Source organism: Bradyrhizobium sp. 956_D2_N1_4 (genome assembly GCF_052076025.1).
GTDB lineage: Bacteria > Pseudomonadota > Alphaproteobacteria > Rhizobiales > Xanthobacteraceae > Bradyrhizobium > Bradyrhizobium barranii.
The window spans coordinates 5,084,681-5,097,825 of sequence record NZ_CP197237.1 but is presented as its reverse complement, the minus strand read 5'-3'; the positions used below and the strand labels follow the sequence as shown (position 1 = coordinate 5,097,825).

11 protein-coding genes are annotated in these 13,145 nt (G+C 63.7%); 2 read left to right on the top strand and 9 right to left on the bottom strand.

Annotated features, from left to right (window positions below):
* Positions 1–115 precede the first annotated feature (115 nt).
* Positions 116–1,843, top strand: a complete 1,728-nt coding sequence (locus AB7535_RS24245; RefSeq protein WP_354114038.1) for a methanol/ethanol family PQQ-dependent dehydrogenase — start codon at positions 116–118, stop codon at positions 1,841–1,843.
* Between the two features lie 221 nt (positions 1,844–2,064).
* Here AB7535_RS24245 and AB7535_RS24240 read toward each other — a convergent pair whose 3' ends face one another.
* The 7 genes from AB7535_RS24240 to xoxF5 form a co-directional block, all read right to left on the bottom strand.
* A complete protein-coding gene (locus AB7535_RS24240) occupies positions 2,065–2,325 on the bottom strand; it encodes a hypothetical protein (RefSeq protein ID WP_354265295.1) in 261 nt (86 codons plus the stop codon).
* Positions 2,326–2,380: 55 nt separating this feature from the next.
* Complete coding sequence (locus AB7535_RS24235; RefSeq protein ID WP_439037027.1) at positions 2,381–4,693, bottom strand: molybdopterin cofactor-binding domain-containing protein; 2,313 nt, start codon at positions 4,691–4,693, stop codon at positions 2,381–2,383.
* Position 4,694: 1 nt separating this feature from the next.
* Entirely contained in the window at positions 4,695–5,147 is a 453-nt protein-coding gene (locus tag AB7535_RS24230) for a (2Fe-2S)-binding protein (protein WP_085405661.1), read from the bottom strand.
* Positions 5,148–5,796: 649 nt separating this feature from the next.
* Positions 5,797–6,360 (bottom strand): S-(hydroxymethyl)glutathione synthase, encoded by a 564-nt coding sequence (gene gfa, locus AB7535_RS24225; protein WP_063981977.1) that lies wholly within the window; start codon positions 6,358–6,360, stop codon positions 5,797–5,799.
* 33 nt (positions 6,361–6,393) lie between these two features.
* Positions 6,394–7,503, bottom strand: coding sequence for an S-(hydroxymethyl)glutathione dehydrogenase/class III alcohol dehydrogenase (locus tag AB7535_RS24220; protein ID WP_014493614.1), 1,110 nt, complete (start codon positions 7,501–7,503; stop codon positions 6,394–6,396).
* Between the two features lie 57 nt (positions 7,504–7,560).
* Positions 7,561–8,082, bottom strand: a complete 522-nt coding sequence (locus tag AB7535_RS24215) for a c-type cytochrome, methanol metabolism-related (RefSeq protein ID WP_207794581.1) — start codon at positions 8,080–8,082, stop codon at positions 7,561–7,563.
* A gap of 81 nt (positions 8,083–8,163) precedes the next feature.
* Positions 8,164–9,975: a lanthanide-dependent methanol dehydrogenase XoxF5 gene (xoxF5, locus tag AB7535_RS24210; RefSeq protein ID WP_063981978.1), complete on the bottom strand. Its 1,812-nt coding sequence runs from the start codon at positions 9,973–9,975 to the stop codon at positions 8,164–8,166.
* A gap of 514 nt (positions 9,976–10,489) precedes the next feature.
* Here xoxF5 and AB7535_RS24205 point away from each other — a divergent pair.
* Entirely contained in the window at positions 10,490–11,458 is a 969-nt protein-coding gene (locus AB7535_RS24205; protein ID WP_014493617.1) for a helix-turn-helix domain-containing protein, read from the top strand.
* Positions 11,459–11,498: 40 nt separating this feature from the next.
* On the opposite strand, the gene AB7535_RS24200 is transcribed toward AB7535_RS24205, so the two are convergent.
* Both AB7535_RS24200 and AB7535_RS24195 read right to left on the bottom strand, forming a co-directional pair.
* On the bottom strand, positions 11,499–11,924 hold the full coding sequence (locus AB7535_RS24200; protein WP_028151278.1) for a hypothetical protein: 426 nt from the start codon (positions 11,922–11,924) through the stop codon (positions 11,499–11,501).
* A gap of 135 nt (positions 11,925–12,059) precedes the next feature.
* The gene (locus tag AB7535_RS24195) at positions 12,060–13,061 is read right to left on the bottom strand and encodes a Bug family tripartite tricarboxylate transporter substrate binding protein (RefSeq protein ID WP_439037026.1); all 1,002 of its coding nucleotides are present in this window, start codon (positions 13,059–13,061) and stop codon (positions 12,060–12,062) included.
* Positions 13,062–13,145 lie beyond the last annotated feature (84 nt).

Sequence of the window (13,145 nt, the reverse complement as noted above, 5' to 3'; positions counted from 1 at the left end):
GACGGTGCGGGTTGTGCCCGCGTCACGAGAGGCCGCATCCGCCGAGGGGCGGACGACGGGACGAACGACAAGAATTCAAAACAAGAATTCAAACGGATGAAAAAGGGGAACGTTCATGACCAGGAAGCAATGGTTACTGTCCGGCTTCGTCGCCTTCACGTGCCTTGTCTCGACCGTCGCCGTCGCCGGCCCGATCGAGAACTACGCGCCGGTCACCCAGCAGCGGCTGGAAAATCCGGAACCCGGCAACTGGATGCTCTATCGGCGCACCTATGACGGACAGGGCTACAGCCCGCTCGACCAGATCAACACCTCGAACGTCAAGAATCTCACACCGGTCTGGACCTTTGCCACCGGCGTGGTCGAAGGCCACGAGGCGCCGCCGATCGTCAACAATGGCGTGATGTTCGTAACGACCCCGATGGGGCAGGTGATCGCGCTGAACGCGAGGACCGGCGACGAATATTGGCGCTACAAGCGGCAGCTTCCCGACGACCTCTTTCAGCTGCATCCGACCAACCGCGGCGTCGGTCTCTGGGAGGACAAGCTCTATCTCGCCACCACCGACGACCATGTCGTCGCGCTCGACGCCAAGACCGGCAAGGTGGTGTGGGACACCAAGGTGCAGGACTACAAGAAGGGCCAGTACATGACCCTGATGCCGCTGGTCGTCGAGGGCAAGGTCATCGTCGGCGGCTCCGGCGGTGAACTCGGCGTGCGCGGTTACGTCGCCGCATACGATGCCAAGGACGGCAAGGAGTTGTGGCGCACCTTCACCATCCCCGGCGAGGGCGAGCCCGGTCACGATACCTGGCAGGGCGACGACTGGAAGACCGGCGGTGGCTCCGCCTGGATGACCGGCAATTACGACAAGGACACCAAGACGATCTACTGGGGCGTCGGTAACGCCGCGCCATGGCCCGGCGAGACGCATCCCGGCGACAATCTCTACACCTCCTCGGTGCTCGCGCTCGATCCCAGCAATGGGAAGATCAAGACCTACCACCAGTACCACCAGAACGATTCCTGGGATTGGGACGAGGTCGAAGCACCGATCCTGGTCGACCTGCAACGCGACGGTCGCACCATCAAGAGCCTGATCCATCCGGGCCGCGACGCGATCTTCTGGGTGCTCGAGCGCACCCCGACCAAGATCAACTACGTCGCAGGCTGGCCCTTCGTCGCGACCGATGTCTGGAAGGGCATCGATGCCGAGAGCGGCAAGCCGATCGTCGATCCTGCGCACAAGCCGGTCATCGGCAAGCGGGTCGAGTTCTGTCCGTCGCTGTGGGGTGGCAAGGACTGGCCGTCGGCGGCCTACAGCCAGAGGACCGGCCTCGTCTACGTGCCCGCCAACGAGAATTTCTGCGGCGGCTTCACCGGCGAGAAGGTTCCGCTCAAGGCGGGCGAACTCTGGCTCGGCACCAAGCCGGAGGACATCGGCCTGACGACGAAGCCCGGCGCCGATCATTTCGGCGAGCTCCAGGCCTGGGATCCCGTCACCGGCAAGAAGGTGTGGCAGCACAATTTCCCGAAGTCGCAGTTGTTCGGCTCGGTGACGGCAACCGCAGGCGATCTCGTCTTCGTCGGCGGCACCAACGACCGCAACTTCCGTGCCTTCAATGCCAAGACCGGCGAACTCTTGTGGGAGCAGAAGACCAACTCCGGCATCATGGGCATGCCGGTGTCCTATGAGATCGACGGCACGCAATACATCTCGATCCAGTCCGGATGGGGCGTGGACGCGCAACGCATCCAGGATGCGCTCGCGACCAACAATATCGGCATCGAAGCCAATGTGCCGCAGGGCGGCGTCATCTGGGTGTTCGCGCTGAAGAAATAAGCTCCGCGGGCGAATCGAAGGAAGCGGAGCGTCAGGGGGCAAATGCGGCGGACGGCAACGTCCGCCGCATTTTGCGTGTGCGGTGCTCGCGCCACGAACTCGTCATGCCCGGGCTTGTCCCGGGCATCCACGTTCTTCGTGCCGCGGCAGAGGTCGTGGATGGCCGGGACAAGCCCGGCCATGACGGCGAGCGGCGGTTTGTGGGCGCAGGCGCTGAACCGCTACTTCCCCTGCCGATCAACCTTGTCCTTTTCCTTCTGGTTCATCTCCTGAACCTTCGGATCGGAGCTGGTCTGCCCGGTGGTCTGCGTGGTCGAAGGCGGCGGGGCGCCGGCGTTGGGAAGCGAGTTCTGCTCCGGCGCGGTGGGGCGCGTGGCGGTGGTCGGCGGGGCGGTGTTGCTTTGGGCGAACGCAGCCGTGGTCGTCATGAAAAAGGCGCCCGACAGCAACGAGACTGCGAGCGCCTTTGAGATGTTGGTCATCGATCTGCTCCTGTCAGATCGATGGAAACGGCGCGAGGCCGCTCAATGTTCCGCCTTAGGCCTCCAATTGCTTGCCGAGCGGAAGGCTGCGGATACGCTTTCCGGTCGCGGCGAAGATCGCGTTCATCAGCGCGGGTGCGAACGGCGGAACACCGGGCTCGCCGACGCCGCTCGGCGGCGTGTCGGGTCCGGGCGGGACGATGTAGACGTTGGTTACAAGAGGAGATTCATCCATCCTGAGGACCTGGAAGTCGTCGAAGTTCTTCTGCTCCACCTTGCCGTCCTTGAAGGTGATCGCGCCGTATTTGGCGACGCTCAGCCCCATGATCGCCGCGCCCTCCATCTGCGAGGCGATGCGCTCGGGATTGACATAGGTGCCGCAGTCGATCGCGGTGTCGACCCGCGGCACCGTCAGCTTGCCCTTCTCGTCGACGGCCACCTCGACGATGGTCGCGATGTAGCTGACGAAGCTGCGGTGCACGGCAATTCCGAGGCCGTGGCCTTTCGGCACCTGACGGCCCCATTCGCCCTTCTCGGCAACCAGCTCGACCACCTTGCGCAGGCGCGCGGTGTCGATCGGGTAGCTGTCATAGGGCTCGCCGTAGTTCCACATGTCCTTCACCGCCGGCTTGACGATGCGGGGACTGCCGATCAGCGCGAGCAGCGTCTCCTTCTGGTCGCGCCCGGTCGCCTGCGCGATCTCGCCGACCATCGACTGCACCGCAAAGGCCCGCGGGATGTTCGAGACCGAACGGAACCAGCCGATGCGGGTGAACGCCGCGGCTTCCGGGTTCTCGCAGGAGATGTTGGCGATCTCGAACGGCATGTCGACGAGGCCCATGCCGAGCTCGAAGGGCGCCTGGTGGTTTGCACCCGCGGCGAAGGTCGAGGCGATGCTCGGGGCCACGCTGCGGTGGCGCCAGGCGATCACCTTGCCGTTCTTGTCGAGCCCCGCCTCGATCCGCTCGACCGAGACGGTGTGCAGGAAGTCGTGACGGACGTCGTCCTCGCGCGTCCATTGCACCTTCACCGGCGCGCCGAGCTCCTTCGACAGCAGTGCGGCCTCAAGCGCGAAGTCGCATTTCGACTTGCGGCCGAAACCGCCGCCGAGCAGCGTGACGTTCACCGTGACGTTGTCCTCGGGAATGCCGAGCGTCTTGGCGACGTCCTCGCGGGTGCCGCCGGGACTCTGCACCGGCGCCCAGATCTCCGCCTTGTCACCCTTGACGTCGGCGACCGCCACCGGCGGCTCCATGCTGACATGGGCGAGGTGCGGCAGATAGTATTCGCCGACGACGACCTTGTCGGCGCTCTTCAGCGCAGCGTCTGCGTCACCCTCCTGGCGTACGACGAGGCCCGGTTTGCGCGAGGCTTCCTCGAGCTCCTTGCGATAGGCGACCGAGTCGTATTTGCCGTTGGCGCCGTCGTCCCAGGTCAGCTTCAGCGCGTCGCGGCCCTTGATCGCCGCGCCGGTGTTGCGCGCGATCACCGCGACGCCGCCGAGCGGCTGGAATTTCGACGGCCACGGCCAGCCGCGCACCTGCATTACCTTCTCGACGCCGGGGACCTTCAGCGCCGCGTCCGGATCGAACGAGACCAGCTTGCCGCCGGTCACCGGCGGGCGCGCGATGACCGCATATTTCATGCCTGGTAGTCGCACGTCCGCGCCGTAGCGCGCCTTGCCGGTGGTGATGTCGTGGAGATCGACGATGCTGATCTGGCCCTTGCCGAGATAACGGAAGTCCTTGGGGTCCTTCAGCTTGAGGCCTTCGATGCTCGGCACCGATTCCTTGGCTGCGTCCGCGGCGAGTTCGCCGAAGCCGAGCTTGCGGCCGCTGGCACTATGGACGACCTCGTGATTGACGGCCTTGACCTCGGTCGCCGGCACGCCCCAGCGCTTGGCCGCGGCCTGCTCCAGCATGGTGCGGGCGGAGGCACCGATCTGGCGCATCGGGATCAGATAATGCCGCGTGCTGCGCGAGCCGTCGGTGTCCTGGTTGCCGAACTTGACCTCGTCGCCATGGGCCTGCTGCACCTTCACTTTGGACCAGTCAGCCTCCATCTCCTCGGCGACGATCAGCGGCAGGCTGGTGCGCACGCCGGTGCCCATCTCCGCGCGGTGGGCGAGGATGGTGACGGTGCCGTCGAGTGCGACCGCGACGAAGACGCGCGGATCGACCACCACGCCGTGCGGCATCTTGCCGGCGCCGGTCTCATAGGCAAAGGCCTGGCGCGACATCACGGGGGCGGCGAGCACGAAGCCGCCGGTGATGCCGAGCCCCTTCAGGATGCTCCGGCGCGAGACCTTCTCGACCCGAATGTTCTTCTCGAAGCCACGAAGCTTCCCGGGTTTGTCGATGAAATTCATGTCACACTCCCGTCGATGCGAGATGGACGGCGTTCTCGATGCGCTGGTAGCAGCCGCAGCGGCAGATGTTGCCGGCCATCGCTTCGCGGATCTGGTCGTGTGACGGCTTGGGATTCTCCATCAGTAGCGCTGCGGCCTGCATGATCTGGCCGGCCTGGCAGAAGCCGCATTGGGGCACGTTGACTTGGCGCCAGGCCTTCTGGACGGGGTGGTCGCCGTTCGGATGCAGCCCTTCGATGGTGGTCACCTCGCGCCCGGCGACGTCGTTGATCGACGTGATGCAGGCGCGCACGGCCTCCTTGTCGACGATGACGGTGCAGGCGCCGCATAGGGCCTGGCCGCAGCCGAACTTGGTGCCGGTCAGGCCGGCCTCGTCACGCAGGAACCAGAGTAGCGGGAGATCCGGGTCGCCGTCCCAGCTCTGTTCCTGGCCGTTGATCTTCACCTTGATCATGATGGTCCCTCGCTCTTCATAAGCTTGTCGATTGAACATTGCCGACACAGGTCGGCGCACTGCCCGTTTCGTCGTGTCGTCGCATCCCGGCCTGTTCTCCTGCGCGGGCAGATCCCGGCGGCAAGCAGGAATGCGAATCGTGATGTCCGGATGTGCTCGATACCTCCCGTCTTATTCTTGATTGATTGAATTCGCGCGGCATCGTGACGACGCGATCGTAGCAGAGACCGCGCCGGCCCGGCGTTCACAGCCGGGTGTTGTTGAAGGGAAAAGTTGCAACGAAGGTTTGTCAAAAGCAGGGCGCGGCATCACGCCGCTGCGCCTGCGAAATGTGCACGACGAAAAAAGCTTCGTCCGGCAGAGACTGCGCGGACGAAGCAGGATGCCTCAGTCGAGGGAGGGAGAACGCAGCGGCGCGGACTTCGAGGGGGAAGTGGGCGGCACTGCGCAGTCATTCAGAGACCAGGACTGAGGAGCTCATCTGAGGAGTTCATGGCCCTCGCGTCTGCCTCGTGCGATGCGGCGGCATCGCAGCGATTTGGTCGAGGGCCGGACCGTCCGGCTCGCTGGCGATGGTCGGGCCAGCGAGCGGACGGGCACGGCGAGGGTCTGGCGGGCCTGTTCAGGCGGCCTTGTCAGGCAGCCTTGTTTAGGCGGCCTTGGCTTTCGCCACGTGGGTCGCGATCGCGTCCATCAGCGCCGGCGACAGGCAGTCATAGGGCTCGAGCCCGATTTCCTTCAGCCGCGAGCGGATGCCTGCCATCTGTTCCGGCTTCACGCCGGATTCGATCACGGAGGAGACGAAGGCGGCGAATTGCGGCGCCTGCGAGCCCTGCTCCTGGAACAGCTCGGGATGGATGAAGTCGAGGCCGTAGAACGGATGGCCCTTGTTCTCGATGCGGCCGTACATGTGGGTGCCGCAAGCCTTGCAGGCGTGCCGCTGGATCACCGCCGAGGGATCGACGATCTGGAGCTTGTCGCCGTTCTCGGTCACGCTGACGTTCTGGCGCGGCACCACGGCGACCACCGAGAAGTTCGCGCCTTGCGGCTTCCAGCACTTGGTGCAGCCGCAGGCGTGGTTGTGGGCGACGTCGCCCTTCACGGCGACCTTGACCGGGTGGTCCGTGCATTTGCAGACCAGTGTGCCGCCGGCAAAGCTGCCGCTGCCCTGTTTGACGCCGTTATCGATCGAGGGATGGAGTGCAACAGTCATGGGTCGATCCTCCTTGGGTGTGACGCTTTCGAGCTAGAACACGACGACTGAACGGATGGATTTGCCCTCATGCATGAGGTCAAAACCCTTGTTGATCTCCTCGAGCTTGAGCACGTGGGTGATCATCGGATCGATCTGGATCTTTCCGTTCATGTACCAGTCGACGATCTTGGGCACGTCGGTGCGGCCGCGCGCGCCGCCGAAGGCCGTGCCGCGCCAGTTGCGCCCGGTGACGAGCTGGAACGGGCGGGTGGCGATCTCCTTGCCGGATTCGGCAACGCCGATGATGATCGAGGTGCCCCAGCCGCGATGGCAGGCTTCCAGCGCCTGGCGCATCACGGTGGTGTTGCCGGTGCAATCGAAGGTGTAGTCGGCACCACCGTCGGTCAGGTTGACCAGATGCGCGACGATGTCGCCGGTGATCTTCTTGGGGTTGACGAACTCGGTCATGCCGAACCGGCGGCCCCAATCCTCCTTGGAGTCGTTGATGTCGACGCCGATGATCTTGTCGGCGCCGGCCATCTTGGCGCCCTGGATCACGTTGAGGCCGATGCCGCCGAGGCCGAACACGACCACGTTGGAGCCCGGCGTGACCTTGGCGGTGTTGACGACGGCGCCGACGCCGGTGGTGACGCCGCAGCCGATGTAGCAGCTCTTGTCGAACGGCGCGTCCTCGCGGATCTTGGCGACGGCGATCTCCGGCAGCACGGTGAAGTTCGAGAAGGTCGAGCAGCCCATGTAGTGGTAGACCGGCTTGCCCTTGTAGGAGAAGCGGCTGGTGCCATCAGGCATCACGCCCTTGCCCTGCGTCGCGCGAATCGCGGTGCAGAGATTGGTCTTCTGGCTCAGGCAGCTTTTGCACTGCCGGCACTCCGGCGTGTAGAGCGGGATGACGTGGTCGCCCGGTTTCACCGAGGTCACGCCCGGTCCGATCTCGCGGATGATACCGGCGCCCTCATGACCCAGGATCGACGGGAAGATTCCTTCGCTGTCGAAGCCGTCGAGCGTGTAGGCGTCGGTATGGCAGATGCCCGTCGCCTTGATCTCGACCAGGACTTCGCCGGCCTTCGGTCCTTCCAGATCGACTTCGACGATCTCGAGTGGTTTCTTGGCTTCGAAAGCAACGGCGGCACGTGTCTTCATCGTAAACTCCTCAAATTCTCGCAGGACGCCACGAGGTGGTATCGGTCCTGGTAACCTTCATTTCTTGCCCATGCAGGCGTCTTCCGCCTTGGTGTAGGTCTCGTTCTTCTCATCCTTCTTGGAGGGACGTTGACGGCCCCACGCCTCGTCGGAGCGGGCGCGCAGATAGACGTAGAGATCGTCCATGTAGCAGGCGACGTTCGGGTTGTCGCCGAAGGCAGGCATGACGTTCTCCTGCGCGGTCGAGATGTTCTTGCGACCGGAGGCGACGACGCCGAGGAAGTCGCCGTAGCTCATGGTCTTGACCGAATCCTTCAACGCCGGTGCGTAGGTGGATCCCATGCCGTCGGGGCCATGGCAGACGTGGCAGTCGGAGTGATAGCGGCGATATCCGGAATAGGTGAACCAGTCCACGGTGCCGTCGGCCGAAATCTTGTAGGTTGGGTTTCCTTCCTTATCGAGCCACTTTCCGTCGTCTTCCTTCTTGACGGCGGTCGGGTCGCCCGGACCGTCCGCAACGGCAATTCCCCCCGAGGTCACGAAGATGGTCGCAGCGATGACAAAGCAGATTTTACGCAAGAGATGATCCTCGAAGGCGTTCGGTGGAGACGAGCCGGCGCGTGGAGTTGATCCACGCGCCGGAGCGACACGAAGGTGAGGCTAGTTCGCCGCTGGCAGCGAGAACACGGTCAGCGTACCGCCGAGTGCCGTGTAGTTGCTGAGAGCCGCGTAGCCACCGACTGCGCCGAGACCGGCGGTCGGATCGGTCAGACCAGCTGCCAGACCGATACCGGCCCAGCCGCCCACGCCGGAGAGCACTGCGACATACTGCTTGCCGCCGTTCTCATAGGTGGTGACGTTGCCGATGATGCCGGAGGGAGTCTTGAACTTGTAGAGCTCCTTACCGGTCTTGGCGTCGACCGCCTTCAGGTAGCCTTCGAGCGTGCCGTAGAACACCACGCCGCCGGCGGTTGCGAGCGCACCCGACCAGACCGAGAACTGCTCCTTGTTCGACCAGACGATCTTGCCGGTCTTGCCGTCCCAGGCGATGAAATTACCCATATGGGTTTCACCCTGCGGCGGATACATCGAGAGCGTCGCACCCACATAGGGCTGGCCCGCGGTGTAGCTCACCTTGAACGGCTCGTAGTCCATGCAGACGTGGTTGGTCGGAACGTAGAACAGCTGCGTGTCCGGCGAGTAGGCTGCCGGCTGCTCGTCCTTGGTACCGAGCGCGGCCGGGCAGATGCCCTTGGTGTTGTGATCCTCGCCGCCCTTTTCAGTCGAGGCCGCGTCGAGAACCTTCGGGCGACCATAGGTCGGTGAGTTCTTGTCCATGTCGACGCCGGAGGTCCAGTTCACCTTCGGGTCGTATTTCTCGGCGACCAGCAGTTCGCCGGTGACACGATCCATCGTGTAGGCGAGGCCGTTGCGGTCGAAATGGGTCAGCAGCTTGCGCGGTTGGCCGTTGATCGACTGATCCGAGAGGATCATTTCGTTGACGCCGTCATAATCCCACTCATCGTGCGGCGTCATCTGGTAGACCCACTTGGCCACGCCGGTGTCGGCATTGCGGGCCCAGATCGTCATCGACCATTTGTTGTCGCCTGGACGTTGCTTCGGGTTCCAGGTCGAGGGATTGCCTGATCCGTAATAGATCAGGTTCAGCTCAGGATCAAAGGAGATCCAGCCCCAGGTGGCGCCGCCGCCAATCTTCCACTGATCGCCCTGCCAGGTCTTGAGGCTGGAGTCCTTGCCGACCGGCTTGCCGAGAGCGGTGGTCTTCTCGGCATCGACCAAGATTTGATCATCAGGCCCTCCCGAGTAACCGCGCCAAGCCAACTTGCCCGTTTTGAGATCGTAAGCCGTCATGTGAGCCTGGACGCCAAACTCGCCACCGGAAATGCCAACCAGGACCTTGTCCTTGACGACGAGCGCCGCAGAGGTTCCGGTCTCGCCCTTAGTGGGATCGCCGTTCTTCACAGACCAGGCGACCTGGCCGGTCTTGGCGTCGAGCGCAACCAGTGTGGTGTCAGCCTGATGCAGGATGATCTTGCCGTCGCCGTAAGACAGGCCGCGGTTGACCGTGTCGCAGCACATCACCGGGATGACGTTCGGATCCTGCTTCGGCTCGTACTTCCAGATGATCTTGTTCTCGTTGGAAAGGTCAAGAGCATAGACCTTGTTCGGGAACGGTGTATGGACGTACATCACGTTGCCGATGATCAGCGGGCCGCCTTCGTGGCCGCGCAGCACGCCGGTGGAGAAGGTCCAGGCGACCTGGAGCTTGCCTACGTTTTGTGCGTTGATCTGGTTCAGCTTGGAATAGCGGGTATTGGCGTAGTCGCCCGCCGGCATGACCCAGTCTTTGGGATTCTGCGACATCTTGATCAGCTCGTCATTGGCTGACGCGCTGCCGACGGCGAGCATCGCCGCGGAGCCAAGATAGGTCGCCATTAGCACCTTGCGCATAGTCATTCCTCCGTTGGTCTCGTTTATTGTTTCCGAAGCATTGCTTAATCACCGGGCTTCTCGTCCGGCGTCTGCTCGTGCAGGGCGGTCACGTTTGGGACCAGAAACGATGCTGTGCTGTTTCCTCCTCCGGATGAGAGCTACGGGTCCACGTGCAGGAGAGGCCCGTTTTTGTTGTTCCTGCCGCAATCCCTAACGACTTCGTCATCGGGAAACTTGCCCAAGAGGGAAGCCGGTTTGCTTGACAGCGCACGGACGCAAAGTTTTTGATTTTGCAGTAGCGAATTCAGCGGCTTCCGCGCGCCTTCGCGACCGCCTTCGACGCTCAGGTTCCCCTTGACGGCGCTGCAACTAAGGCGGAGGATTAACCGTCAAGGGCGGCAATGGAACGATCGCGCTCGTTGCAAGAGACCGCTCAAATTCGAGGTAAACGTCACGCAATCATGGCTGAGGGCTCCGGCAGCGCTGGTTGCGATTCGCGTCGAATCTGCAGATGAAACCAGCGGCTGGATTAATGTCCGACACCATTCACACGCTCTCGACGACCGGCCTGACGCCGAAGCGGCAGATCCAGAGCTGGATCGACGGGCTGACAAGCCTGTGTGGGCATTTCGACGTCGATCCGCTCGAGGCGTCCTCGCTCGAGGGCCGCATAGACTACACGAGCGTCTCGCGCCTGAAGCTCTGCCAGATCGAGGTCAGCCAGCATCGCATCGCGCACACGCTGGCGCGCGCCAAAGCCAATGAACACCCGTACATCAAGATCCACTTCCAGACCTACGGCGTGTCCTATTTCGAGCAGGAAGGCCGCCACATCGAGCTGAACCCGGGCGACATCATCGCCTATGACGTCTCGTGTCCGCATTCCATCATCAGCCCTGCCTTCACCCGCCACGACGTGGTGATCGTGCCGAAGGCCTTGCTGCGTGACCGTGGATTCCCGTCGCAGCGGATGCCGGCCTGCAAATTGTCGGCGAAGACCGGGACGGGGAGAATCGCCCATGATTTCGTCCATGCCACCTTCGACGAGGCGGCCAAGCTGTCGGCGAACAGCGCGGTCGGTGTCGCCGATTCGCTGATCGACCTCTTGCTGCTGCCGTTGCGCGAAGCGGACACGATGTTCGATCGCGTCGGGCCCGAGGCGATGTATGTGCGCGCGCAATTCTTCATCCGCGAGCACCTGCGCGATCCGGATCTGTGCATCGACCAGATCTCCGCCGAGCTCGGCTGCTCCAAGCGCTATCTGCACATGCTGTTCTCCGAGCGCGGCACCACGGTGAGCGACTACATCTGGCAGGCGCGCCTGCAGAATTGCCGCCAGGAGCTCGAGGCGCACGGCGGCAAGACCATCACCGACGTCGCCTTCTCCTGGGGCTTCTCCAGCTCATCGCATTTCAGCCGCGTGTTCCGGAAATATTTTGGCGTGGTGCCGTCCTCGATCCACAAGGCCCAGCAGGGCGCCGCGGCCTCGGGCGAGCATTAGGCGAGCGCCGCAGCCGACGCAGGCCGCGCGGCGATATCTCTCAGGCCGATATGGCGACGTAGGGAATGCTGGTCACGAGAGCGACCAGCAGCACCGCGTTGCCAAGCATGCCGCTCCAATGCAGCCGGCGCAGCCGGTGCGGGGCTTCAGCATCGCCTGCGTCCCTCGCGCGGAGCTGGTCGTCGATCCGTTGCATGAACCAGCGGCGTCCCCAGATCGCCAGGGCCGCGAGCAGGCCGACGCCCATCGCGGCGACCAGGCGACCGTCGAGCAGGAAAGCCAGCGCCCCGATCACGCCGGCGACGCGCATCACCAGAAAATGGGCGTTGAACATCCCACGCAAGAGCTGCGCGACGGGCTGGATATCGAGCTTCACCAGCAGGAAGGCGGGCGAGGCCAGCGTGAAGTAGCCCATCGGAAAGAGCAGAATGATCATGACGGCAACGGCGACGCCATCCGGTGTCATGCGATCGGCCTTTCTTGTCCGCCGGTGAAGAGGTCCGGCACCGGCGCACAATCATAGCGGGAAAATGGGGTTCCGACACTAGGCTTTGGTCGGATGCCAGGCTGCGATGGGACAGCCCCGTGCGCCGCGCAGGGTTCAGGCCGGCTCGAGGCCGAGCGACCGCGCGCTCTCGATCCAGATCGGCAACTCGTGCTGATACAGGGCATTGGTCTCCTTGAAGCCGATGGCCGGCTCGAGCACGAAGGTCGCGAGAACCTCCTTCACCTTCGGATCGCTGTTGGCGGCGACGCAGAGCGCCGCCAGGCGGTCGACCACCGGCTGCGGCGTCGCCTTCGGCACGGCCCAGCCGGAGAAGCCGCTCACGGTGAAGAATTTCGACGTTGCGCCCTGCTCCGGGAGGGTCTTGATGGCGGGGATCGCGTCGACCTTCTTCGAATGCACGGCGAACACAGTGCCGCGATCGCTTTGCAGGACGGACTGCGCCGCCGTGTAGCTGCCCATTGCGGCATCGAGCGTGCCTTCCAGCATCCCTGTCCACATCGGCGCCTCGCCGCGGTAATGGACCGGCTCGATGTTGAGACCGTACTGCTTGTTGAGCTCGTTGATCGTCATGTGCGGGGCCGAGCCCGCGCTATAGGTGCCGAAGTTGACCTTGCCGCTCTTGCGCGCGAAGGCGACGAAATCCTCCAGCGTCTTGACCCCGGTCTTGGGGTTCGCGACCAGCAACAGGCCGGCGCCCGGAATGACGCTGACCAGCGTCAGATCCTTGTCCATGTCGTAGCCGGGATTCTTCATCACGACCCGGTTCATGATGTAGGTGGTCGAGATCGAGCACAGGATGGTGTGGCCGTCGGGCTCGGCGCGGGCGACCTCTGCCGTGCCGATCGCGCCGGAGGCGCCGGGCTTGTTCTCGACCACGACGGTCTTGCCGACCTGCTTGGAGATGAATTCGCCATAGGCGCGCGCGAGCAAATCGGTCTGTCCGCCGGCGGGATAGCTGCAAATCATGCGGATCTGCCGCGACGGCCAATTGCCTTGCGATGCGCCTTGCGCCGAGGCGCCGCGCGCGACGAAGGGCATCGCGAGTGCACTGGTACCGGCGGCGATGAAGTGGCGGCGATCGAATTTTGCGGGCATGATTCCCTCCTGATTTTTGCCGACCCTACTGCATCAGGCTGGGGTGGTAGGCGAGACAGATTGGCGCATTCGACAAGGCCGCGC

Bases quoted from the DNA above. Each gene is read 5' to 3' on its own strand.
- AB7535_RS24245 (WP_354114038.1), top strand. From the start codon at position 116: ATGACCAGGAAGCAATGGTTACTGTCCGGCTTCGTCGCCTTCACGTGC.
- AB7535_RS24240 (WP_354265295.1), bottom strand. From the start codon at position 2,325: ATGACCAACATCTCAAAGGCGCTCGCAGTCTCGTTGCTGTCGGGCGCC.
- AB7535_RS24235 (WP_439037027.1), bottom strand. From the start codon at position 4,693: ATGAATTTCATCGACAAACCCGGGAAGCTTCGTGGCTTCGAGAAGAAC.
- AB7535_RS24230 (WP_085405661.1), bottom strand. From the start codon at position 5,147: ATGATCAAGGTGAAGATCAACGGCCAGGAACAGAGCTGGGACGGCGAC.
- gfa (WP_063981977.1), bottom strand. From the start codon at position 6,360: ATGACTGTTGCACTCCATCCCTCGATCGATAACGGCGTCAAACAGGGC.
- AB7535_RS24220 (WP_014493614.1), bottom strand. From the start codon at position 7,503: ATGAAGACACGTGCCGCCGTTGCTTTCGAAGCCAAGAAACCACTCGAG.
- xoxF5 (WP_063981978.1), bottom strand. From the start codon at position 9,975: ATGCGCAAGGTGCTAATGGCGACCTATCTTGGCTCCGCGGCGATGCTC.
- AB7535_RS24205 (WP_014493617.1), top strand. From the start codon at position 10,490: ATGTCCGACACCATTCACACGCTCTCGACGACCGGCCTGACGCCGAAG.
- AB7535_RS24200 (WP_028151278.1), bottom strand. From the start codon at position 11,924: ATGACACCGGATGGCGTCGCCGTTGCCGTCATGATCATTCTGCTCTTT.
- AB7535_RS24195 (WP_439037026.1), bottom strand. From the start codon at position 13,061: ATGCCCGCAAAATTCGATCGCCGCCACTTCATCGCCGCCGGTACCAGT.